25 protein-coding genes are annotated in these 20,200 nt (G+C 71.7%); 9 read left to right on the top strand and 16 right to left on the bottom strand.

The features are described 5' to 3' along the window. Window positions 1-45: 45 nt before the first annotated feature. Complete coding sequence (locus tag HQQ88_RS09165) at window positions 46-1,083, bottom strand: dipeptidase (RefSeq protein ID WP_173169272.1); 1,038 nt, start codon at window positions 1,081-1,083, stop codon at window positions 46-48. 44 nt (window positions 1,084-1,127) lie between these two features. Between HQQ88_RS09165 and HQQ88_RS09160 the strand changes: the two genes are divergently transcribed. Both HQQ88_RS09160 and HQQ88_RS09155 read left to right on the top strand, forming a co-directional pair. Next, window positions 1,128-1,703 (top strand): GNAT family N-acetyltransferase, encoded by a 576-nt coding sequence (locus HQQ88_RS09160; protein ID WP_173169271.1) that lies wholly within the window; start codon window positions 1,128-1,130, stop codon window positions 1,701-1,703. Further along, a complete protein-coding gene (locus tag HQQ88_RS09155) occupies window positions 1,700-2,215 on the top strand; it encodes an SRPBCC family protein (RefSeq protein WP_173169270.1) in 516 nt (171 codons plus the stop codon). The genes HQQ88_RS09160 and HQQ88_RS09155 overlap by 4 nt, the downstream gene beginning before the upstream one ends. Here the strand turns inward: HQQ88_RS09155 and HQQ88_RS09150 are convergent. The 6 genes from HQQ88_RS09150 to HQQ88_RS09125 all read right to left on the bottom strand — a co-directional run bounded on the left by HQQ88_RS09150 (window position 2,182) and on the right by HQQ88_RS09125 (window position 9,354). After that, window positions 2,182-3,015, bottom strand: coding sequence for a MurR/RpiR family transcriptional regulator (locus HQQ88_RS09150; RefSeq protein WP_123292009.1), 834 nt, complete (start codon window positions 3,013-3,015; stop codon window positions 2,182-2,184). The two genes, HQQ88_RS09155 and HQQ88_RS09150, sit on opposite strands and share 34 nt — an antisense overlap. After that, complete coding sequence (locus HQQ88_RS09145) at window positions 3,012-4,271, bottom strand: allantoate amidohydrolase (RefSeq protein WP_173169269.1); 1,260 nt, start codon at window positions 4,269-4,271, stop codon at window positions 3,012-3,014. Before HQQ88_RS09145 ends, HQQ88_RS09150 begins: the two co-directional genes overlap by 4 nt. Continuing rightward, the gene (locus HQQ88_RS09140) at window positions 4,268-5,500 is read right to left on the bottom strand and encodes an alanine--glyoxylate aminotransferase family protein (RefSeq protein WP_123292007.1); all 1,233 of its coding nucleotides are present in this window, start codon (window positions 5,498-5,500) and stop codon (window positions 4,268-4,270) included. Before HQQ88_RS09140 ends, HQQ88_RS09145 begins: the two co-directional genes overlap by 4 nt. 43 nt (window positions 5,501-5,543) lie before the next feature. Beyond that, complete coding sequence (allB, locus tag HQQ88_RS09135; RefSeq protein WP_173169268.1) at window positions 5,544-6,968, bottom strand: allantoinase AllB; 1,425 nt, start codon at window positions 6,966-6,968, stop codon at window positions 5,544-5,546. Further along, on the bottom strand, window positions 6,965-7,729 hold the full coding sequence (locus HQQ88_RS09130; RefSeq protein WP_173169267.1) for an aspartate/glutamate racemase family protein: 765 nt from the start codon (window positions 7,727-7,729) through the stop codon (window positions 6,965-6,967). The genes allB and HQQ88_RS09130 overlap by 4 nt, the downstream gene beginning before the upstream one ends. Before the next feature lie 65 nt (window positions 7,730-7,794). Beyond that, on the bottom strand, window positions 7,795-9,354 hold the full coding sequence (locus HQQ88_RS09125) for an NCS1 family nucleobase:cation symporter-1 (protein WP_123338768.1): 1,560 nt from the start codon (window positions 9,352-9,354) through the stop codon (window positions 7,795-7,797). A gap of 173 nt (window positions 9,355-9,527) precedes the next feature. On the opposite strand from HQQ88_RS09125, the gene HQQ88_RS09120 reads away from it, so the two are divergent. After that, window positions 9,528-10,283 carry an SGNH/GDSL hydrolase family protein gene (locus HQQ88_RS09120; RefSeq protein ID WP_216834438.1) on the top strand — a complete coding sequence of 252 codons (756 nt, stop codon included), beginning with the start codon at window positions 9,528-9,530 and terminating at the stop codon, window positions 10,281-10,283. A gap of 117 nt (window positions 10,284-10,400) precedes the next feature. Next, complete coding sequence (locus tag HQQ88_RS09115; RefSeq protein ID WP_123292003.1) at window positions 10,401-10,988, top strand: VOC family protein; 588 nt, start codon at window positions 10,401-10,403, stop codon at window positions 10,986-10,988. A 4-nt stretch (window positions 10,989-10,992) separates the two neighbouring features. Here the strand turns inward: HQQ88_RS09115 and HQQ88_RS09110 are convergent, their stop codons facing one another. The 3 genes from HQQ88_RS09110 to HQQ88_RS09100 all read right to left on the bottom strand — a co-directional run bounded on the left by HQQ88_RS09110 (window position 10,993) and on the right by HQQ88_RS09100 (window position 13,339). Next, window positions 10,993-11,496 carry a GNAT family N-acetyltransferase gene (locus HQQ88_RS09110; protein ID WP_123938546.1) on the bottom strand — a complete coding sequence of 168 codons (504 nt, stop codon included), beginning with the start codon at window positions 11,494-11,496 and terminating at the stop codon, window positions 10,993-10,995. Window positions 11,497-11,500: 4 nt separating this feature from the next. Beyond that, window positions 11,501-12,904: an LLM class flavin-dependent oxidoreductase gene (locus tag HQQ88_RS09105; protein WP_263091274.1), complete on the bottom strand. Its 1,404-nt coding sequence runs from the start codon at window positions 12,902-12,904 to the stop codon at window positions 11,501-11,503. Window positions 12,905-12,970: 66 nt separating this feature from the next. Next, window positions 12,971-13,339, bottom strand: a complete 369-nt coding sequence (locus HQQ88_RS09100; RefSeq protein WP_123292001.1) for a VOC family protein — start codon at window positions 13,337-13,339, stop codon at window positions 12,971-12,973. 61 nt (window positions 13,340-13,400) lie between these two features. On the opposite strand from HQQ88_RS09100, the gene HQQ88_RS09095 reads away from it, so the two are divergent. From HQQ88_RS09095 to HQQ88_RS09085, 3 genes are read left to right on the top strand one after another with little or no spacing between them, the layout of a single operon-like run. Next, window positions 13,401-13,883 carry a MarR family transcriptional regulator gene (locus tag HQQ88_RS09095; RefSeq protein WP_173169266.1) on the top strand — a complete coding sequence of 161 codons (483 nt, stop codon included), beginning with the start codon at window positions 13,401-13,403 and terminating at the stop codon, window positions 13,881-13,883. Window positions 13,884-13,935: 52 nt separating this feature from the next. Beyond that, window positions 13,936-14,178 (top strand): hypothetical protein, encoded by a 243-nt coding sequence (locus HQQ88_RS09090; protein ID WP_367917003.1) that lies wholly within the window; start codon window positions 13,936-13,938, stop codon window positions 14,176-14,178. Between the two features lie 52 nt (window positions 14,179-14,230). Then, window positions 14,231-14,806 carry an HdeD family acid-resistance protein gene (locus tag HQQ88_RS09085; protein WP_173169265.1) on the top strand — a complete coding sequence of 192 codons (576 nt, stop codon included), beginning with the start codon at window positions 14,231-14,233 and terminating at the stop codon, window positions 14,804-14,806. A 24-nt stretch (window positions 14,807-14,830) separates the two neighbouring features. Here HQQ88_RS09085 and HQQ88_RS09080 read toward each other — a convergent pair whose 3' ends face one another. Continuing rightward, entirely contained in the window at window positions 14,831-15,400 is a 570-nt protein-coding gene (locus HQQ88_RS09080) for a phosphoglycerate transporter (protein ID WP_173169264.1), read from the bottom strand. A gap of 63 nt (window positions 15,401-15,463) precedes the next feature. Between HQQ88_RS09080 and HQQ88_RS09075 the strand changes: the two genes are divergently transcribed. Beyond that, window positions 15,464-15,895, top strand: a complete 432-nt coding sequence (locus HQQ88_RS09075; protein WP_173169263.1) for a GNAT family N-acetyltransferase — start codon at window positions 15,464-15,466, stop codon at window positions 15,893-15,895. A gap of 16 nt (window positions 15,896-15,911) precedes the next feature. Continuing rightward, window positions 15,912-16,064, top strand: a complete 153-nt coding sequence (locus HQQ88_RS09070; protein WP_173169262.1) for a hypothetical protein — start codon at window positions 15,912-15,914, stop codon at window positions 16,062-16,064. 7 nt (window positions 16,065-16,071) lie between these two features. Here the strand turns inward: HQQ88_RS09070 and HQQ88_RS09065 are convergent, their stop codons facing one another. The 5 genes from HQQ88_RS09065 to HQQ88_RS09045 form a co-directional block, all read right to left on the bottom strand. Further along, the gene (locus tag HQQ88_RS09065; protein WP_173169261.1) at window positions 16,072-16,539 is read right to left on the bottom strand and encodes a GNAT family N-acetyltransferase; all 468 of its coding nucleotides are present in this window, start codon (window positions 16,537-16,539) and stop codon (window positions 16,072-16,074) included. Window positions 16,540-16,674: 135 nt separating this feature from the next. Next, the gene (sufU, locus tag HQQ88_RS09060) at window positions 16,675-17,124 is read right to left on the bottom strand and encodes a Fe-S cluster assembly sulfur transfer protein SufU (protein WP_131921813.1); all 450 of its coding nucleotides are present in this window, start codon (window positions 17,122-17,124) and stop codon (window positions 16,675-16,677) included. After that, entirely contained in the window at window positions 17,121-18,413 is a 1,293-nt protein-coding gene (locus HQQ88_RS09055; RefSeq protein ID WP_173169447.1) for a SufS family cysteine desulfurase, read from the bottom strand. The genes sufU and HQQ88_RS09055 overlap by 4 nt, the downstream gene beginning before the upstream one ends. A 134-nt stretch (window positions 18,414-18,547) precedes the next feature. After that, a complete protein-coding gene (locus tag HQQ88_RS09050) occupies window positions 18,548-18,760 on the bottom strand; it encodes an antitoxin (protein WP_123292323.1) in 213 nt (70 codons plus the stop codon). Window positions 18,761-18,856: 96 nt separating this feature from the next. Further along, complete coding sequence (locus HQQ88_RS09045; RefSeq protein ID WP_173169260.1) at window positions 18,857-20,140, bottom strand: chloride channel protein; 1,284 nt, start codon at window positions 20,138-20,140, stop codon at window positions 18,857-18,859. Window positions 20,141-20,200 lie beyond the last annotated feature (60 nt).

The following is a 20,200-nucleotide window of genomic DNA, read 5'->3' as shown; positions in this document are numbered from 1 at the left end:
CTCCATCTCGATTGGTCCGCAGCTTGTGGACCTATTGACGATGTCTCAGCGCAGGAACGCCGTCCGCGCGAACCGCTCGTCGGTCGCTTCGAGCACCCGCAGCACGTTGCCCCCGGCGAGCGCCCGCAGGTCGTCCGCTCCCCACCCGCGCCGCTGCAGCTCGGCGGCGAGCACCGGGTACCGGGACACGTCGCGCAGGTCCGGCGGCAGCACCGGGGTGCCGTCGTAGTCGCCGCCGAGGCCGATGTGTGCTGCGCCGGCGAGGTCGCGGGCGTGCTCGACGTGGTCCGCGACGGCCGACACCGTCACGAGCGGCGGCTCCCCCACCGAGCCGGCGTCCTCCCAGTCCGCCCAGTCGCGGGAGACGAACTTCGGCACGAACGTGATCATCACGATGCCGCCGTTGTCCGACAACCGGGCGAGCACGTCGTCCGGCACGTTGCGCGGGTGGTCGTCGACGGCGACGGTGGACGAGTGGCTGAAGACGACGGGCTGCGTGGCGATGTCGAGGGTGTCCCGCATGGTCGCCGGTGCGGTGTGGGACAGGTCGACGAGCATGCCGATCCGCTCCATCTCGGCCACCACCTGGCGGCCGCGGTCGGTCAGCCCGCCGTGCGGACGCGAGCCCGTCGCCGAGTCGGCCCAGGGGGTGTCGTCGTTGTGCGTGAGCGTCATGTAGCGCACGCCGAGTCGGGCGAAGTCGCGGAGCACCGCCAGGTCGCCGCCGATGGAGTGCCCGCCCTCGGCGCCGAGCAGCGACGCGATCCGGCCGGACTCGACCGCCGCCCGGACCTCGGTCGCCGTCCGGGCAAGTGCGAGCGACTCCGGGTACCGCGCGATGATCCGGTGCGTCAGGTCGATCTGCTGCAGCGTCGTCCGCACGGGGTCCGGTTCGTCGACGGGCACGAAGACCGACCAGAACTGGCCGACGACCCCACCGGCGCGGAGCTTCGGCAGGTCGGTGTGCAGCGAGTCGGCCTCGGTGTCGATGCCCTCGACCCCGGAGTCGTGGGTCTCGCGGCGCTCCCACGGCAGGTCGTTGTGGCCGTCGATGACCGGGAACGGGATCGCGTCGAACGTCATGCCCCCGACGCTACCGCGCACGTCCCCGTGGCTAGGCTCGGTGCGTGGACCCCGTCACCCTCCGGACCGATCGCCTGGTGCTCTCCGTGCCGGTGCCCGCCGATGCGGAGGACGTCATCGCCTACGCGAACGATCCCGACGTCGTCGCCTACACACCGGTACCGGTGCCGTACGGCCACGCCGAGGCGCACCACTGGATCACCGACGTCGTGCGCGCTGGCTGGTCCACGGACTCCCGCTACGAGTTCGGCATCCGGCGGGCCGACGACCTCCGACTCCTCGGGACGATCGGGCTGTTCGGGTTCATCGACGGCGCGGCCGAGGTCGGCTACGCCGTGCACCCGGACGGTCGCGGCCACGGCTTCGTGACCGAGGCCGCAGCCGCCGTCCTGGCGTGGGCGTTCGCGCCGTCGCCCGACGGACTCGGGCTCGTCCGCGTGCAGTGGCGGGCGATCGCGACGAACGCCCCGTCTGCGGCGATCGCGCAGCGGCTCGGGCTCCGCTACGAGGGACGGCTCCGGTCCGGCGTGTTCCACCGCGGACGACGCCACGACCAGCTCATCGCGGCTGCTCTGCGCGATGACGACCGCTCGACGCCGACGGTCTGGCCAGCCTCGTGACGGTGACGTTCCGCGTGGTGACCGAGCTCGCGGCACCGCCCGAGCGCGCGTTCGCGCTGTCGCTCGACATCGGCGCGCACGAGCGGTCGATGGCTGCGACCGACGAACGCGCCGTCGCCGGCACGACGTCCGGCACGATCGGCCTGGGCGAGTCCGTCACCTGGCGCGCGCGGCATTTCGGGATCGTCTGGCGGATGACGAGTGAGATCACCAGCCTGGAGGCTCCGCACCGGTTCGTCGACGAACAGGTGCGTGGGCCGTTCGCCCGCTTCCACCACGAGCACCGGTTCGAGCCGTCGGCCGGCGGCACGCGCATGGTCGACACCATCACGTTCCGCGCTCCGTTCGGCCCGCTCGGTCATCTGGCCGAGGTCGTCGCCCTCGAGCGCTACCTGCCGCGGCTCATCCGTGAGCGCAACGCGTCGCTCGCCAGCGAGCTGCACAGCGACGGCCGCGGCGGCCCCGACAGCCCCGACGGTCAGGGCGCCGCGAGCTCCCCCAGCGCGTCGTAGGCACTCGCCACCGCGTCGACCCGCGCGCGGCCGGCCGGTCCCGAGGCTTCGTAGACGTCGTTCGCGATGGCCGCGACGACCGCGAACAGGGCCGCCATCGAGTCGAACGCCGCCGGCGAGTCGACCGGGCACAGGATCGCGGTGTTCGCCGGTGCCGCGATGACGGCTGCGGTCGGGTCGCCCAGCACGACGACGTCGGCGCCGGTCGACACACAGTGCCGCACGATCCGGTCGACCCCGGCCGTGTGCCGACGCACGGTCACCAGGACGACGAGGTCACGGCGGTCGAGGTCGGCGACCTCTTCGCCGAGCCGCTGCCCCGGTGCCGGACCGACCCGGACGTCGGAGCGGACCTGGGCGAGCTGCGCGCGGAGCTGCAGCGCCACCGGGTAGGCGCCGCGCTCCCCGAACACGAGCACGCGATGAGCGCGGACGATGCGACGAGCGAGTCGCGGACGATCGGCACGGGCCAGCGAGGCGAAGGCCGCGTCGAGGTTGCGGGCCTCGACGGCGCGCTGGTCGACGTGGGCGGCGTCTTCCGCGACCCACGGCAGGCCGGAGCCGCGTGCGGACATCAGGTTCTGCCGGACCTCGGCCGCGTCCTGGAACCCGAGCGACCGGACGAGCCGGGACACCGTGGCCTTCGACGTGCCCGACTCGGCGGCGAGCTCGGCCGAGGTGCCGACGAGCAGGAGTTCCGGGTCGTGCCGGACCATCGCGGCGACGCGTCGTTCGGCGGGTGAGAGCTGCTCCCAGACGGAGTCGATGCGGGCGCGGACGTCCGGTCCGGCGGTGCTCATGCCCGGGCCACCCGCTCCACCGCGACGGCGAGCGCGTCGAGCCCGAGCGCGATGTCGGGCGTCGAGACGAACTCGTCCGGGTGGTGGCTGATGCCGTCCGGGTTGCGCAGGAACAGCATCGCGACGTCGGTGACGAGCCCGAGCGACATGGCGTCGTGTCCGGCCCGCGAGAACAGCTCCATCGGCGCGGCCTCGCCCGTCGACTCGATGCCTGCGCGGACGGCGTCCATCAGCCGCGGCGCGCAGAACACCGCCGGCGCGCGGTGCACCTCGGTCGGCGTGACGCTGACCCCGCGTCGTTCCCCGATCAGCGAGAACGCCTTCGTGAGCTCGTCCCACACCGCGTCGCGGCCGTCGTCGAACTCGCCGCGCAGGTCCACCGAGAACCGTGCGAGCCCGGGGACCACGTTCACCGCGCCCGGTTCGACGGTCATCGTGCCGACGGTGCCGACGTGGTGCGACGCCCGGCAGATCCGCTCGACGGCCAAGGCGGCCTCGGCCGCGGCGAGCAGCGCGTCGTGGCGGCGCTCGTAGGGGGTGCCGCCCGCGTGCCGGGCCTCGCCCACGGCCTCGACCGAGAACCGTCGGGCGCTCGCGATGCTCGTGACGACGCCGAGCGCCTGACCGGCCTGCTCGAGGTACGGGCCCTGTTCGATGTGCGCCTCGAGGTACCCGGCGAGCGTCGTCGGGTCGGCCGCCGCGTCACCCACCCGGGCCGGGTCGAGCCCGAACCGGGTGAAGGCCTCGCGCAGGGTCACGCCGTCGCCGTCCGCCAGGTCCCACCAGGACTCGTCCCACACCCCGGCGACGGCGGACGACCCGAGCAGGGCCTTGCCGAAGCGGGTCCCCTCTTCGTCGGAGAACGCGATGACCTCGAGCGCGACGGGCAGCGGCCCCGCGTTCGTCAGTCGCGCAGCGGTGCGGATGGCCATCAGGACCCCGACGATCCCGTCGTAGCGGCCGGCGTCCACCACGGTGTCGAGGTGCGAGCCGAGCAGCAGCACGGGGGCGTCCGGCGTCGCGCCGTCGACCCGTCCGTGCAGGTTGCCGGCGGCGTCCTGCCAGGTGGTGAGTCCGGCGTCCTGCATCCACCCGGCGACGATCCCGTTGACACGGGCGTGCTCGCGCGACAGGTACACGCGCGTGATCCGGCCGGTCTCCTCGGTGACCAGGGCGAGCTCGTCGCACCAGCGAGCCACGAGCTCGGCGTCGGCGGTGCCCAGGGCGGTGGCGGTCACGACCGGGGCCGCGCTCACGCCAGCACCCCGACCGGCGCACCGGCGAAGACGTCGAGGGCGGCGTCGACCCCACCGCCGTGCGGGACGGCGTGCCCCGCCCGGCGGAGCGCGTGCTCGAGGGCGGCGAGGGTCGTCACGACGGTGTCCTTGCGGGCGTTGTAGCCCATGGTGCCGATGCGCCAGACCTTGCCGTGCAGCGGTCCGAACGAGGTGCCGATCTCGATGCCGTGGTCGTCGAGCATCGAACCACGGACCTGGTCGCCGACGACGTCGGACGGGATCTCCACCGCGACGACGTTGTGCATCTTGTGTGCGACGTCACCGAACACCCCGAGCCCGAGCGCCTGGACGCCCTGCAGCATCGCGCGGCCCGCGACTTCGTGCCGAGCGATCGCCTGCTCGCGCCCTTCGTCGAGCAGGATGCGGGCGCACTCGTTGGCGGCGTAGAGCATCGACGCGGCCTCGGTGTGGTGGTTCAGCCGCCGCGGACCCCAGTAGTCCAGGATCATCGCGAGGTCGAGGTAGTTCGAGCGGATCGGCTCGTCGGCGACGTCGTCACCGGGTTCGCGGATGCCCGCCTCGACGCTGCGGCGCTCGTCGAGCACGGCGGTCGCACGCGGCGAGACGGTGACCGGCGCGCTGCCGGACGGCCCGCCGAGGCACTTCTGCAGGCCGGCGCTGACGGCGTCGATGCCCCAGGCGTCGACCTCGAGCGGGTTGCCGCCGACGGTCGCCGTGGCGTCGGTGTAGAACAGCACGCCGTGCCGCTCGCAGATCGCGCCCAGTTCGTCGAGCGGCTGGTTCATCGTGGTGGAGGTGTCGCCCTGCACGATCGCCAGCACCTTCGGCCGGACGCGGACGATGGCGTCCTCGATCGCGGACGGCGTGAACACCTGCCCCCACGCGGTCTCGATGGTGTGGACCTCGGCACCGGCACGGCCGGCGATCTCGGCGAGCAGGTGCCCGAACCGGCCGAACACCGGCACGAGCACGCGGTCTCCGGGTGCGAGGAGCGAGACGAGCACCGCTTCGATCCCGGCGCGCGAGGTGCCGTCGACGAGCACGGTGGCGTCGTTCGTGGTGCCGAACACACCGCGGTAGAGCTCCTGGGTGTCGTTCATGGCGGAGGTCATCCACGGGTCGTACTGCCCGACGAGCGGGGTCGACAGGGCGCGGAGCACACGCGGGTCGGCGGTGATCGGGCCGGGGCCCATGAGGAGGCGGGCTGGCGGGTTCACGGGGTGCATGGTTGGTCCTTCCGTTCCGGTCACGAGCGTACCGGAACGATCGTTACAGACGTGTTTCGGTGACCCGGGCATCCGCGGTCACGGGAGCCACGACGAGCTGCCCCTCGACGGCGGTGACGCCGGACGCGGTGGACGCCACCACGCGCCCGCGCAGCCAGGTCTCGGTGACTCGGCCACGGGCCTCCAGGCCGGCGAACGCGGAGACCGGGTTCCGGTGTGCGAGGCCGGCCACGTCGATGACCGCAGTGGCGGACGGGTCGAACACGGCGAAGTGGGCCAGCGCGCCGGGGGCGATGACCCCGCGGTCGGGGAAGCCGACGAGTGCTGCCGGACCGGTCGTGAACAGTGGCAACAGCACCTCGAGCGGGATGCCGCGGCGGAGGGCCTCGGTCCAGACGGCTCGGAAGCCGACCTGCAGGCCGGCGATCCCGCCCCAGGCGAGTCCCCAGTCGTCGACCTTGAGGTCGGCGGTCGACGGCGAGTGGTCCGACACGATCATGTCGATCGTGCCGTCGAGCACGCCGACCCACAGGGCGTCACGGTTCGCGTCGTCACGGATCGGCGGGCAGCACTTGTACTCGGTCGCGCCGTCGGGGATGGACCCCGCTTCGAACGACAGGTAGTGCGGGCAGGTCTCGACCGTGATCCGGACGCCGTCGTCCTTCGCGGCGCGGATCATCGGGATCGCACCGGCGTCGGACAGGTGCAGGATGTGGACCCGCGCGCCGGTGGCCCGTGCGCCGTCGATGACCCGCGCGATGGCGGACCGCTCGGCGTCGACCGGGCGGGTGGCGAGGAAGTCCTCGTAGTGGCCGCCGAGCGCGGCGTGGTCGACCAGGAACTCGGGGTCCTCGGCGTGCACGATGAGCAGGGCGTCGATCCGGGCGACCTCCTCGATCGCGGCGCCCAGTTGGTCGGCGTCCAGGTGCGGGAACTCGTCGACCCCGGACGGCGCGGTGAAGCACTTGAACCCGAAGACGCCCGCGTCGTGCAGTGCGCCGAGCGAGCCGGCGTTGTCGGGGACCGCCCCGCCCCAGAACCCGACGTCGACGGCGACCCGCCCCTCGGCACTCGCGCGCTTCACGGCGAGCGCCTCGACCGTCGTCGTCGCGGGGATCGAGTTGAGCGGCATGTCGATGATGGTCGTGACCCCGCCGAGTGCGGCGGCCCGGGTCGCGGACGCGAACCCCTCCCACTCGGTGCGTCCGGGTTCGTTGACGTGCACGTGGGTGTCGACGAGGCCGGGCAGCAGGACCTGGTCGGCCGGCACGGTGCGGTCGTCGACGGCGGCCACGGCTGCGTCGACCGGCAGGACGCCGTCGACGCGGCCGTCGCGCACGACGACCGAAGCGGGACGGAAGGCTCCGTCGATCCAGGCGCGGTCCGCGCGCAGGACGAGGTCCGCGACGGTGTCGGTGTCGACGTCGGTGCGGGACTCGGTGCTGCCGTCGGCCGGGAGGCCCGTCATGCGCCCGCCCCGACCGTCGCGCCCGCCGCCGGCTGGCGTTCGAAGCCCGCCAGCAGACCCGAAATCGCCTTCGTCGGCGGGGCGGCGTACTCGCCGTGCTTGCCCGTCGAGAGCCCGAGCCGCACGAGCGACTCGGCGAGCACGGTCGCCGCGGCGACGCCGTCGACGACCGGTGCCCCGATCGCCCGCGAGACCTCGGCGCAGAAGTCCGCCATCCCCGCGCAGCCGAGTACGACCGCGTCGGCTCCGCCGGCGATGACGGCCCGGCACTCCTCGATCACCAGGGCGCGTGCGCCCGAAGCGGGGTCGTCGAGCTCGAGCACCGCAACCTCGCACGCCCGGATCTCGGTGACGAGCGACGCGAAGCCGTAGCGATCGGCGAGCTCGTGGGCCCGGCCGGTCGTCCGCGCCAGGGTCGTCACGACGCCGAACCGGCGCCCGAGCATCGCCGCCGCGTGGAAGCCCGCCTCGGCGATCCCGATGACCGGCCCGGAGGCGAATTCCCGCGCGGCGTCGAGGCCCGGGTCACCGAAGCAGGCGACGACGTAGGCGTCCACGCCGTCCTGCTCCCCGAGCGCGATCTGCTCGAGGAGCCCCGGCACCGCGAGCGCCTCTTCGTAGTGGCTCTCGATCGACGCCGGGCCCATCGTGGGGTTCACCGCCTCGACGATGGTGCCCGGGCCGGCGACCGCGGTGGCGGCGACGCCGATCGAGCGGGTCATCGAGGCGGTGGTGTTCGGGTTGACGACGCGGATGCGCATCGGGGTCCTTCCGGTGGTGCGGGCGGTGCGGGTGTCGCTGTTGGTGCGGGTGTCGCTGCGGCGTCTCAGGCTCGTCCGACGGCGGCGCCGTCGTCGACCGTCGGGTCGTCCGAGGCGAGCTCCGGCATGCTCGGCCGGACCCGCTCGAGTCCCCAGAAGACCACGAGTCCCAGGCCGCAGCCGATGAACCAGCTGTAGTTGTTCAGCCCCGGCAGGATCCCGAGCGCGGGCGGCAGGACCGCACTGGCGACCGAGACCACCCCGGTGACGACGAGGGTACCGATGGCGTTCGGGTTGAAGCCGCCGCGGTACCAGTACCGGGCCGAGGTGTCCTTCGTGTACATGTCGTCGACGGCGATGCGCTGCTTCCCGACGATGTAGTACCCGGCGATCAGGATGCCGAACAGCGGGCCGATGAGGGCGCCGAGCACCCCGAGCGTGTACAGGATGGCCTGGTCGTTGCCGTACCAGTTCCACGGGGTCAGCAGCACGGAGCCGACCGCGGCGATCATGCCGCCGGCTCGCCACGAGATCTTGCGCGGAGCGACGTTCGAGAAGTCGAACGCGGGGCTGATGAAGTTCGCGACGATGTTGATGCCGACCGTCGCCGTGACGAAGGTCAGGCCGCCGAGCAGGATCGCGAACGGGGCGCCGATCGCCTGCACGGTCTCGATCGGGTCGGTGATGAGCTTGCCGAAGACCGGCACGGTCGCACTCGCACACAGCACGGTGAGCACCGAGAAGAACAGGAAGTTGATCGGCAGGCCCCAGAAGTTGCCCCGCTTGACGGACGCGAAGGACTTGCCGTAGCGCGAGAAGTCACCGAAGTTGAGCATCGGGCCGGAGAAGTAGCTGACCACCAGGGCGACCGCGGAGAGCATGACCGGGATCGACGCGCCGAACGAGAGCGGCTCCCCCACCGACAGCGTGAACGAGATGTTGCCGATGCCGGCCTGGCTGACGAGGTAGATCGCCAGCGCGATCATCACGACGTACACCGCCGGGCCCGCCCAGTCGATGAACTTCTTGATGGCCTCCATGCCCATCCAGAACAGGGCCCCCTGCGCGACCCACAGGATCGCGTACGAGATCCACCCGAGCGCCGACAGCCCCAGGAACGAGTGGTCGAGCAGCCCGGCCGAGGCGGGGATGAACTTCAGGAAGATGATGTTGAGCGACTGCGCGGCGAGGAACGTCTGCACGCCGTACCAGGCCATCGCGATCAGCCCGCGGATGATCGCGGGCACGTTCGCCCCGAGCACCCCGAACACCGCACGGTTGATGACCGGGTAGGGCACGCCAGTGCGCTGCGACGGCTTGGCGACGAGGTTGGCGAAGACCTGCACGATCAGGATGCCGACCACCAGGGCGATGAGCACCTGCCAGCTCGCGATGCCGAGTGCGAAGAGCGACCCGGCGGTGACGTAGCCGCCGACCGAGTGCACGTCGGACATCCAGAAGGCGAAGAAGTTGTAGCTCGTCCAGCTCTGCTTGCGCAGCGGGGCGAGGTCCTCGTTCGTGAGCGCCGGGTCGTACCCGGGCTTGACGACGCCGGCACCAGCGGGTGCGGCGGTCGTGGTGGGGGCGTGGGGCGCTGCGACGGGTGTCACGAGATCGGTAGCCATGGCGTCCTCCGAGGGAGTGGGGTGGGGAGGCGGTGATCGCCTCCACCACAGAAGTTAGGGAGCCTCTTCGCGCCCGCCGTTTCCCTCGTGTAACGGTCGTGTGTCGTGGTCGCTGTCCTGAAACGCTCGTTCCACACCAGAACGTGCACAGACATGTGCACGATGATGGCCGCATGCCCGACACCATCCGTTACGTCGCGATCGGCGACAGCTTCTCGGAGGGCATCGGCGACGCCGGCGCCGTACCGTTCCCCGGCTGGACCGGCCGACTCGCGAGCGGCATGGCCCGTGCGCACGACGCAGACGTCCGGTACGCCAACCTCGCGGTCCGCGGGCGCCTGCTCGCCGGGGTCCTCGGAGAGCAGCTCGACGCCGCTCTCGCACTCGACCCCGCACCGACGCTGATCACGTTCTGCGCGGGCGGCAACGACCTGCTGCGGCCACGGTTCGACGCCCACGCCCTCATCGCACCACTCGAAGCGGCGGTCGACACGGTCCTGGGCCGCGGGGTCCGGCTGGCGCTGCTGAGCCCCGCCGACCCGAGCGCACGACTCCCCCTCGGACGCCTCATCAACGCGCGCGGCGACGCCTGGGCGGACGCCCTCGCCGACCTCGCCGACCGGTACGACCTGCCCTTCGTCGACGTGTCCCGTGATCCGCACCTGCGCCGTGCCGAGTTCTGGTCCGAGGACCGGCTGCACATGAACGACACCGGCCACCAACGCGTCGCCGACCTCGCCCTGCACGCGATCCAGGACGGACCGGCACCGATCGAGCCGGCGTCCGAACGGACCGGTCGCACCCGACTCTCCGAGGAACTCCGCTACTACCGCGAGCACGTCCTGCCCTGGGTGCAGCGCCGCGTCACCCGGCGGTCCTCGGGCGACGGACGCTCGGCAACCTACCCGGCGTGGACCCCCGTCGACTGATCACGCACGATCGCGGCGGTTCTCCGCACGCGTCCCGCGCTCCGCTTGTCCTCCCCCGCGAACAGCCGTTCTACTCGGGTGATCCACGTCCGAGCCGAACTCAGGGGAGACGGCACCATGCACACTGCGCCACGCCCATCCGGCACCACCGCGACACGTCCTGCAACCGTCACCACCCCGACGGGCACCCCCAGCACCGCACACGGCATCGACCACATCGGCCTCACCGTGCCCGACATCGACCAGGCCACCGACTTCTTCGTCCTGGGACTCGACGCCGTCCCCCTGTACGACCGGTTCCTCCGGAGCGAACCGCTCCGCGGTGAACCCGACGTCCAGCGGCGCCTCGGCATCCCGAAGACCATGGCCCAGGGGGCACTGCGTATGCTCGCGCTGCCGAACGGGCCGGGACTCGAGCTCTTCGAGTACCACGGCCCCGACCAGCGCCCGGCCGTCCGCGCGAGCGACCTCGGCTGGCAGCACGTGGCGTTCTACGTCGACGACATCGACCACGCGCTGTCGCACATCGAGACGGCGGGCGGCCAGCGGTACGCCGACCCGCGTGACCTCGGCGGCAACGAGGGTGGGTTCGGCAACCGGTTCGTGTACGTCGGAACGCCGTGGGGATCGACGATCGAGCTGATCACCTACCCGAGTCGGCAGTCGTACGAGGACCACGCCCCGCGACCGAAGTGGCGCGTCTGACGGTTCAGCGCGCCGGGGCCGTCGCGATGTACGTCCGCGTCGGCCCGCCCGTCAGGGCGTGCGGGAACTCGACCCCGTCCGCCCGGAACCCGCCGGCTTCGTAGAGCCGCAGCGCTCGCTCGTTGCCGGCGAGTGCGTGCAGGACCACCGCGGGGTGTCCCGCCGCCGACGCCGCGTCGACCGACGCGGCCAGGAGCGCACGCCCGACACCCCGCGCCTGCACGTCCGGGCGGACGGCGAGCAGCGACAGGTAGGCGGCGTCGGACGGGTCGGTCGACCGCCCGGACCCCGGCGCCGTCACGAGCGCGAAGCCGTCGATCGCACCGGCCGCTCCGACAGCGACGAGCAGGGCGACCCGAGGCACGGCGAACTTCGACGCCGCGCGGGCTCGCACCGCCTCGGATTCCGGCACGCCGTCCCGTGCCGCGACCGCTGCGACCCACAGGTCGACACACGCCGACACTTCGTCCGGGGCCGCTGGACGCACGGACACGGACGGTTCGATCACCCGGTCAGCCTACGACCGCGCTGCTGCCGATCCTGAACGACGCCCCACGGTGCTCGTCGGGCAGCCGGTCACCGCGGCCGTGCAGCTTGTGCCGCAGCGAACCGGGCTCGTAGCCGGTCGGGTACGCCCCGCGCGCCCGGAGTTCGGGGATGACGAACTCGATGACGTCCTCCCACGTGCCCGGGGTCACCGCGTACGCCAGGTTGAACCCGTCGACGTCGGTGCGTTCCTGGATCTCCTGCAGCCGGTCGGCGATGGTCGCGCCCCCGCCGACGGCGACCGGCCCGAGCCCGCCGATCGCGGTGTGCCGGGCGAGGTCGCGGATCGTCCACGAGCTGCCGTCCTCGCCGGTGGCCGCCGCGATGTTGGCCGCAGCCGACTGGATCGCGTTCGACTCGACATCGCCGAGGGGCTCGTCGAGGTCCCACTGCGACAGGTCGACGCCCATCCAGCCGGAGTTGAGCACCAGCGCACCGAGCTCCGACGCGTACGACAGGTAGTCCTCGTACTTCGCCTGGGCCAGCTCGTCGGTGGCGTCCGTGATCACGGTGAGCAGTGTGTAGACGCGAGCGGCGTACCGGTCGCGACCAGCTGCCTCCAGGGCGTCACGGACCTTCGCGACGGTCGACGCGAGCTGCTCGACGGTCGGTGCGCCCACGAAGACGGCTTCGGCGTTCTCCGCTGCGAAGCGGATGCCGCGCGGCGACGCGCCCGCCTGGTAGATGACGGGCGAACGCTGCACCGACGGCTCGGACAGGTGGATGCCCGGCACGTCGAAGTGCTTGCCGTGGTGCTCGATCGGGTGCACCTTCGCCGGGTCGGTGAAGACGCCGGACGCGCGGTCGGCGACGACCGCGTCGTCCTCCCACGAGCCCTCCCACAGCTTGTAGAGGACCTCGAGGTACTCGTCGGCCACGTCGTACCGGTCGTCGTGCGACAGCTGGTCGGTCTGGCCCATGTTGCGCGCGGCGCTCGGCAGGTAGCCGGTGACGACGTTCCAGCCGACGCGCCCCTTGGTCAGGTGGTCGAGCGTGGAGATCCGCCGGGCGAACGGGTACGGGTGCTCGTACGCCGTGCCCGCCGTGATCCCGAAGCCGAGGTGCTCGGTCACCGACGCCATCGCCGACACCAGCAGGATCGGGTCGTTGACCGGCACCTGCGAGCCCGTGCGGAGCGCGGCCTCGTTCGAGTCGCCGTACACGTCGTACGTGCCCAGCACGTCGGCGATGAAGATGCCGTCGAACGCCCCGCCTTCGAGCGTCTTCGCCAGGTCCGTCCAGTACGTCAGGTCGCGGTAGTCCCGCGATCGGTCGCGCGGGTGCCGCCACAGCCCGGAGGACTGGTGGGCGACGCAGTTCATGTCGAACGCGTTGAAGCGGATCTGCCGGGGTTCGCTGCTGCTGGTCACGCTTGGCGACGCTACGTGCGGGGTCTGCGTCCGTCATCCATCGTGACGAAGCGTGACGGCCGCAGCTCAGGCGCGGTCGTGGAGCGTGACCTGGTAGCCGTCCGGGTCGGCGAACGTGAACGTCCGGCCGAACGGGCCGTCGATCGGTGCCGACACGATCGTGTGGCCGTCGGCCACCAGGGCGTCGTGGATGGCCTGCACGTCGGTCGCGTGCAGCCAGATCGCCGCGCCGATGCCCGGCTGCGAGACCGCGTCGAGGTCGGTGCCGGGGACGACGTCCCGCAGCGCGAAGGCGATGGGCGTCGTCTCGAAGACGACGGCGTGTGGCGGGCCGGCCTGGGAGCGGACGAGACCGAGGTACTGCTCGTAGAACGCCTGCGACGCCGCCAGGTCGCGGGTCTGCAGGGAGATGAAGTCGGGGCCGGTGACGGGCATGTGGTGCTCCTTCGGTTGTGTCAGTTTTCTGACACGGCACAACCTATGTCAGACTCCTGACATGAGTCAAGACGGCACCGACAGCAGCGACGTCATCGACCTCGAGACGTCCCTCGGATACCTGCTCAAGGAAGCCGCGAGCGCGCTCCGCGCTGCGATGGAGGCCGTGCTGCGCCCGCTCGGCATGACGATGACGCACTACTCGTGCCTCGAACTCCTGGCACAGCGGCCCGGGCTGTCGAACTCCGAGCTCGCACGCGGCGCCTTCGTCACGCGGCAGTCGATGAACGTGCTGCTGCAGGCCCTGGAACGGGACGGCTTCGTGACGCGGGCCACCGAGGCGCCGGTGGGCAAGGCGCTCCCGACGCGGTTGACGGCGAGCGGGCGGGCGAGCCTCGAGCTCGCGAGCGCGGCTGTCCGCGGCGTCGAGGTCCGGATGCTCGACGGGTTGTCGGGTGAGCAGCAGGTGGCGACGCGGGGGGCGCTGCGCAGCATGGTGCGCTCACTCCGCCGCACCACCAACGACGAGGCCAGCACGGTCTGAGGACGCGCTACCCTTCGACCGGTATTGATGTATCTCTCGAAGGGAACTGTTCGTGCACGAGGACTTCACCAACCTGTACCTGTCGAGCCTCTGGCTCAGCGTCGCGATGCTCGCCGGTGGTTTCGCGCGGACCCGGAACCGATCGGCGTGGACCTGGTTCCTCCTGACGCTGCTGTTCGGCCCGCTCGCGGTGCTGCTGCTCGTCACGTGGCCGGCGCGCCCGCCCGGCCGGACCGACCCCGCGCGGACCGATGCGTCCGCATCGGCACCGGACACGGGCGGTTCCGAGGAGTAGCCCTGACGCAGAAGCGCGCAGGACCAGATCCTCTCAGGGAAGGGCGGACACCATGGCGCTGCAGGACGACGTCGTCACCGACGTCGGCGGGGATCGACGACTACGGACCGCGCTGCTGATCGTCGGCATCGTGGCGGTCCTCGTCGGTGTCGCCTCACTCGTGCTCCCGCACGCGACGCTGTTCGCGGTCGCGTGGGTGTTCGGCATCTACCTGCTGGTGTCCGGCCTGTCGATGATCGTCCGTGCGTTCGCCCACGGGATCGGCACCGGCCGCCGCATCGGCTTGGTCGTCCTCGGTGCGCTGATCCTCGCCGGGGGCATCGTGGCGCTCGTCGCCCCGCCGGTCGGGGTGCGGTGGATCGCGTTCGTGATCGGCTTCGCCTGGCTGGTCGAGGGCATCACCCTGCTCTACGCCCCGACACCGACGAACCGTGCCCTGACGATCGGCGCCGCGGTGCTCAGCATCGTCATCGGCGTGCTCGTCATCAACCTGCCGTCCATCGGGGCAGCGCTGGCCGTCGTCGCCATCGCGGGCTTCCTGATCCTGTTCGGCATCGTGCAGATCGCCCTCGGGGTCACCGTCGGACGCGCTCACCGGTCCGCCACGACCGCCGGTCGAGCGGCCTGACCACGGCCTCTGTGCGGGGGTTCGTCACCCGTCGAAGACGACGTCGGCAGCGTCCCTCGGGGCGAACTGCGCTTCAAAGTCGCGTTCGTTGGGGATCCACACGTCCTGCCACAGGTCGTCGTGGTCACGTCCGAGCCGGCGGTCGCGGGCCATGCCGCGACGAGCGGCGGTGTGGAGGTCCACGTCGCACCAGACCGCCACGTCGATGTACGGCATCGCGTCGGGGTGGAAGAGGCCGATGAGGTCGACGACCACGACGTCCGTCGTCGGCAGTGGCTCCGCGGGACCGAGTGCCCGGACCGACCAGTCGAACCGCTGGAACGTGCTCGCTCGCCCCGTCCGGTGCGGTTCGAGGACGGACGACGTCAGACGCTCCCGATCGACACCGTCCCAGTCACCCGACCGCCGGTGGGACCGCTCCGGATCGAGGAAGTCGTCTCCACGGATCCGCACCGCGCCCGGCACCGTCCCGGCCAGACTGCGCGCCAGCGTGGACTTCCCGGAGCCGCAGTACCCCGAGATGCCGACGACGATGGGGTGCCCGGCCGAGGCGCGGCGTGCCGCCACGAGGTCGATGACACCGTCCTGATCCATCGGACCAGGGTACGAGCCGATCACCAGCACGGGATCCACGCCGACGACTCCTAGGCTCGACGGGTGGACGTCACACTGCGGAACAGCATCCCCGAGGACATCGAGTGGCTCGTCGAGCTGCGTGCGCAGGTCCTCCGTGCCGACCTGGAGCGTCTCGGCCGCTTCGACGCGGTCCGGGTCCGCGGGCGGATGCGTGATGCCTTCGCGCCCGAGCACACCCGGGTCGTCGTGGTCGACGGCCGCGATGTCGGCTCGATCGCCACACGGATCGACGACGACACCCGCTGGGTCGAGCACTTCTACCTCGCACCGGACATCCAGGGGCGCGGCATCGGGTCCACAGTGCTCCGGACCGTCCTGTCCGACTCCCACACGGGCGCAACCCGACTCAACGTGTTGCAGGGAAGCCCCGCACGCCGGCTCTACGAACGGCACGGTTTCGTCGTGGACACCGAGGACGACGTCGACGTCTTCATGACGCATCGTCACGTCTGAACGGTAGGTTCGACGCATGAGCCACGTCCTGCGATCCATCGGCCGGGTGGTGCTGACCACGCTGCAGTACCTGGCCGCCGTACTGAGCACCATCGGTTCCGGCGGTGCCACCGCACCGGCCCAGCCACCTACCCGATCCACGAAGCCGCGAGACGAGTACCGCCCCTGAGCCGGGCCTACAGCATCTTCGCGTACCAGCGGTCGGAGTACGGGTCGTCGTTGAACGGTGCGACCGGCACGAACCCGAGCCGTTCGTAGAGCGCGCAGGCCTCGGCGAGCTCGGCCCGGGTGTCGAGACGCAGCGACGTGATCCCGCGCGCTCGGCAGACCTCCTCGACGTGGCGCAGGAGTGCCGAACCGACACCCCGACCGCGGCGATCCGGCAGCGTGAACACCTTCGTCAGCTCACCGACGACACCCACGAAACGCACGCCGGCACACGCGACCACCGCTCCCCCGTCCGAGGCGACGACGAACAGCCCGGAGTCCCCTTGCAGGTCGTCGAAGGGCTCGTCGAGCATCGCGCGGTCGACCTCGGCCGACGTCGCCACCCGCCGGTACCACCGCGACGCGACCTCGGTCAGGTAGTCCCGCACGATCGCGTCGGCCCGGCCTGCGCCGGGTCGCTCCGTCTCGAAGATCATCGCGCTCCTTCGACAGGCACACCGTTCAAGCCGTTCGGGGCCCGGTCAGCGACCGACTGCGGACGGGAGGCGCGTGGCGGCCCCGCCACGGGCCTCCCGGCGGTCACGTGGTCGCGATCGCGAGCCGCACCCGGCTCAGCGGGACGCCGTTGCCTCACGCGCAGCGGCTTCCGCCGCGACCCAGGCGAGCATGCCGCACTTGACCCGCATGACGAACTTCGAGACGCCGTGGAAGGCGATGAGGTCCTCGAGGACGTCCTCGTCGGGCTCGCCGACGCCGCGGGAGCGCATCATCGTGCGGAACTCGTCGGTCAGTGCGAGGAGCTCCGGGACCGTGCGGCCCACAGCCATGTCGGTGAGGACCGATGCCGAGGCCATCGAGATCGAGCAGCCGTCGCCCTGCCAGGCGAGACCGGCGATGCGGTCGGTGCCCGGTTCGAGGCGGATGCGGACGGTGATCTCGTCGCCGCACGTGGGGTTGCGCTCGAAGTGCGAGGCGTCGGCGTCGGGCAGGTCGCCGTCGCCGTGCCGGGCCTTGGCGTGGTCGAGGATGACCTGCTGGTACAGGCTGTCGAGGGAGTTCATACGGTCGCTCCGAAGTAGCCGCGGACCTCGCCGACGGCCGCGATGAACCGGTCCACGTCGTGCTCGGTCGTGTAGACGTAGGTGCTCGCGCGGCTGGTGGCGACCAGGCCGAGTCGGCGGTGCAGGGGTTGGGCGCAGTGGTGCCCCGAGCGGACGGCGATGCCCTGCGCGTCGAGGTACTGCGACACGTCGTGGGCGTGCACACCGTCGACGTCGAACGACACCAGGCCCGATCGCGGGACGCCGACCGGCGGACCGACCACGCGGATGCCGGGGACGGCGGCCAGGCCGTCGAGCATGCGCCGGGCGAGGTGCTCCTCGTGCGCGCGGACACGCTCCATGCCGATGCCCTGCAGGTAGCGGACGGCCTCGGCCAGGGCGACGGCCTGCGAGACGGGCTGCGTGCCGGCCTCGAACCGCTCGGGTGCCGGCATGAACTCCGACGCCTCCATGGTCACGGTGGTGATCATGGACCCGCCGGTGCGGAACGGAGGCAGCGCGTTCAACAGCTCGCTGCGGCCCCAGAGCACGCCGATGCCGTTCGGGCCGAGCATCTTGTGCCCGGAGAACGCGGCGAAGTCGACGCCGAGCTCCTGCACGTCGAGCGGCCGGTGCGGCGCGGACTGGCAGGCGTCGAGGACGACCAGTGCGCCGCGGGCGTGGGCGAGACCGACGATCTGCTCGACGGGGGCGACCATGCCGGTGACGTTCGAGACGTGCGCGAACGCGACGACCTTGGTGTGGTCGGTGATCAGGGCCGCGGCGTCCTCGGCGGTCCAGGTGCCGTCGGCGGCGACCGGGACCCAGCGGAGCGTCGCGCCGGTCAGCGCGGCGAGTTCCTGCCACGGCACGAGGTTCGCGTGGTGCTCGGCCTCGGTGACCAGGATCTCGTCGCCCGGTCCGATGCGGAAGCGAGCGGCGTCGACCCCGCCGCGGCCACGGCTGGCGTTCGCGATGCCGTAGGCGACGAGGTTGAGGGCGTCGGTGGCGTTCGCGGTCCAGACGACCTCGCTCGGACCGGCAGCGCCGATGAAGTCGGCGACGGTGGCACGGGCGTCCTCGTAGGCATCGGTGCTCAGCGCCGCGAGCGTGTGCGCCCCGCGGTGGACGGCGGCGTTGTCGTGCTCGAGGAACCGGCGTTCGGCGTCGAGGACCTGGGTCGGGCGTTCCGCCGTCGCCCCGGAGTCCAGGTACGCCAACGGTTGCCCGTTCACGTCCTGCGCGAGGATCGGGAAGTCCGACTTGATCGTCTCGACCTCGGCCTCGGTGAGCGGCTGGTTCGGCGCCACGACTGTCACGTCTCGTCCTCCTGGTGTTGCTGTCCGGAGCAACCCGTCAATGGTGGCCGTTGTTCCCGACGGCGTCCAGTCGGCGCGGGAACGGCCCAGGACCACGCCGGGTCCTGGGCCGTCGCACGGTGGGGCTACTCGTTGCCGATCTTCTTGTCCGCAGCGTCGCGGGCACCGTCGATCTTGTCGTCGTACTTGCCGCCGGTGGCCTTCTTGACCGCGTCGGCGACGCCCCCGAGGACCTTGTCGCTGATGTCCTCGGCCTTCTCGCTCTTCAGGGCGTCCTGGACCTTGTTGTCCTTCAGGAAGTCCTGGGCCTTCTTCGTGATGTCGTCGAACCCCGCCATGGCCTGCTCCTCAGCTCGGTGCGGAGCCCGTCGCTCCGTCATGCCGCAGATCGTAGGCCGCAGAACCGTCGTCTGTCCCGGAACGTGACGAAGTGTTCACACCATCTGGGCGCTGCGTCGACGTGCCAGGACGTACCCGACCGCGACCGCCCCGGACACCGCGAGCAGCGACGGGATGAGGATGTCGGTGCCCTCCTGCGTGAACTCGACCACCAGGACGAGCGCCGTGAACGGGGCCCGCATCGTGGTCGCCAGGAACGCCGCGGCGCCGACGAACGCGAAGGCCGCCAGGCCCGGGCCGTCAGCCGGCCAGAGCAGGAGCCACGCGCCCCCGAGGCCGCCGCCGATCGCCGAACCGATCGCGATCGATGGTGTCAGGGTGCCGCCGACCGCGCCGGCACCGATCGTGGCCGACGTGGTGATCGTGCGGACGACGCCGAGCAGCAGGAGCAGCACGATCGGCGCCAGGCCGGCGACGGTGTCGTCGTCGAGCGAGGCGTTCATCGCGACGAGGCCCAGCGCCCGCCCGTTGCCGAGGATCTCCGGGAACGGCACCGCGATGAGCCCGACCATCGCGAACACCACCGGCAGCACGACGAGCAGGTGCCAGCCCTTGGGCGCGATGCCCTGGAGCCGGTTGGTGAGCTTCACGAACCCGACGCCCGCCAGGCCGAGGACGGGCCCGACGATGATCGCCCAGACGAGCAGCGACGGCGACATGTGCATCGCCGGCACGTGGTAGAGCACCTCGTCCGGGATCACGAGCCGGGCGACGAACGCGGCGACGGCACTCGTGGCGAACGCGGGCAGGGCCGTGGCGAAGCTGATCTCGCCGAGCAGGACCTCGACGGCGAAGAGCGCACCGCCGAGCGGGACGTCGTACACCGCGGCGAGGCCCGCTGCCGCTCCGCAGGCGACCAGGATCTTCGTCTCGCGCGGGGTGAGACCGGCACGACGGGTGACGAGTTGGGAGAGCCAGGCGCCGACCTCGCGCGGGGCGACCTCCTTGCCGATCGAGGCGCCGAGCCCGACCGCCAGGATCTGCACGCCGGCGTTCGCCAGGGTCGCGAGTGCGGGCATCCGCTTGCCGCCGACCGCCGCCGTGACCGACACGATCGGGCGCCCCCAGCGCCGGAGCGCCCACCAGGCGAAGCCCGTCAGGACACCGGCGGCCACGAGCGCGAGGAACCGGTTCAGCGCCGACGGGGCGTCCGCCGCCTCGAGGTGCCCGCCGAAGCCGTACCCGAACGCCACGAACTGGATGAGCTGCAGCGCGAGCCACACGGCGATGCCGGCGATGCCGCCGGAGATGCCCACCAGGGCGGTGACGACGGCGAGCTTGAGCGCCCAGACGGGGGTCGCGTGTCCGGAGCGCGGCATGTCGAAAACCCTAGCGGCTCCGATCACCGGCACCGGGCCTCCCGGTCATCCCGCCTGTCG

The sequence above is a fragment of the Curtobacterium sp. VKM Ac-2861 genome (assembly GCF_013204965.1).
Taxonomy (GTDB): domain Bacteria; phylum Actinomycetota; class Actinomycetes; order Actinomycetales; family Microbacteriaceae; genus Curtobacterium.
The sequence above is the reverse complement of the archived record's forward strand: the minus strand, read 5'-3'. Positions and strand labels throughout refer to the sequence as shown.

Excerpts from the sequence above, each read along its gene's own strand:
- HQQ88_RS09095 (WP_173169266.1), top strand. The coding sequence starts at position 13,401 with ATGAGTCAAGACGGCACCGACAGCAGCGACGTCATCGACCTCGAGACG.
- HQQ88_RS09140 (WP_123292007.1), bottom strand. The coding sequence starts at position 5,500 with ATGCACCCCGTGAACCCGCCAGCCCGCCTCCTCATGGGCCCCGGCCCG.
- HQQ88_RS09080 (WP_173169264.1), bottom strand. The coding sequence starts at position 15,400 with ATGGATCAGGACGGTGTCATCGACCTCGTGGCGGCACGCCGCGCCTCG.
- HQQ88_RS09125 (WP_123338768.1), bottom strand. The coding sequence starts at position 9,354 with ATGGCTACCGATCTCGTGACACCCGTCGCAGCGCCCCACGCCCCCACC.
- HQQ88_RS09065 (WP_173169261.1), bottom strand. The coding sequence starts at position 16,539 with ATGATCTTCGAGACGGAGCGACCCGGCGCAGGCCGGGCCGACGCGATC.
- HQQ88_RS09045 (WP_173169260.1), bottom strand. The coding sequence starts at position 20,140 with ATGCCGCGCTCCGGACACGCGACCCCCGTCTGGGCGCTCAAGCTCGCC.
- HQQ88_RS09165 (WP_173169272.1), bottom strand. The coding sequence starts at position 1,083 with ATGACGTTCGACGCGATCCCGTTCCCGGTCATCGACGGCCACAACGAC.
- HQQ88_RS09130 (WP_173169267.1), bottom strand. The coding sequence starts at position 7,729 with ATGCGCATCCGCGTCGTCAACCCGAACACCACCGCCTCGATGACCCGC.
- HQQ88_RS09120 (WP_216834438.1), top strand. The coding sequence starts at position 9,528 with ATGCCCGACACCATCCGTTACGTCGCGATCGGCGACAGCTTCTCGGAG.
- HQQ88_RS09100 (WP_123292001.1), bottom strand. The coding sequence starts at position 13,339 with ATGCCCGTCACCGGCCCCGACTTCATCTCCCTGCAGACCCGCGACCTG.
- HQQ88_RS09150 (WP_123292009.1), bottom strand. The coding sequence starts at position 3,015 with ATGAGCACCGCCGGACCGGACGTCCGCGCCCGCATCGACTCCGTCTGG.
- HQQ88_RS09070 (WP_173169262.1), top strand. The coding sequence starts at position 15,912 with ATGAGCCACGTCCTGCGATCCATCGGCCGGGTGGTGCTGACCACGCTG.
- HQQ88_RS09085 (WP_173169265.1), top strand. The coding sequence starts at position 14,231 with ATGGCGCTGCAGGACGACGTCGTCACCGACGTCGGCGGGGATCGACGA.
- HQQ88_RS09115 (WP_123292003.1), top strand. The coding sequence starts at position 10,401 with ATGCACACTGCGCCACGCCCATCCGGCACCACCGCGACACGTCCTGCA.
- sufU (WP_131921813.1), bottom strand. The coding sequence starts at position 17,124 with ATGAACTCCCTCGACAGCCTGTACCAGCAGGTCATCCTCGACCACGCC.
- allB (WP_173169268.1), bottom strand. The coding sequence starts at position 6,968 with ATGACGGGCCTCCCGGCCGACGGCAGCACCGAGTCCCGCACCGACGTC.
- HQQ88_RS09050 (WP_123292323.1), bottom strand. The coding sequence starts at position 18,760 with ATGGCGGGGTTCGACGACATCACGAAGAAGGCCCAGGACTTCCTGAAG.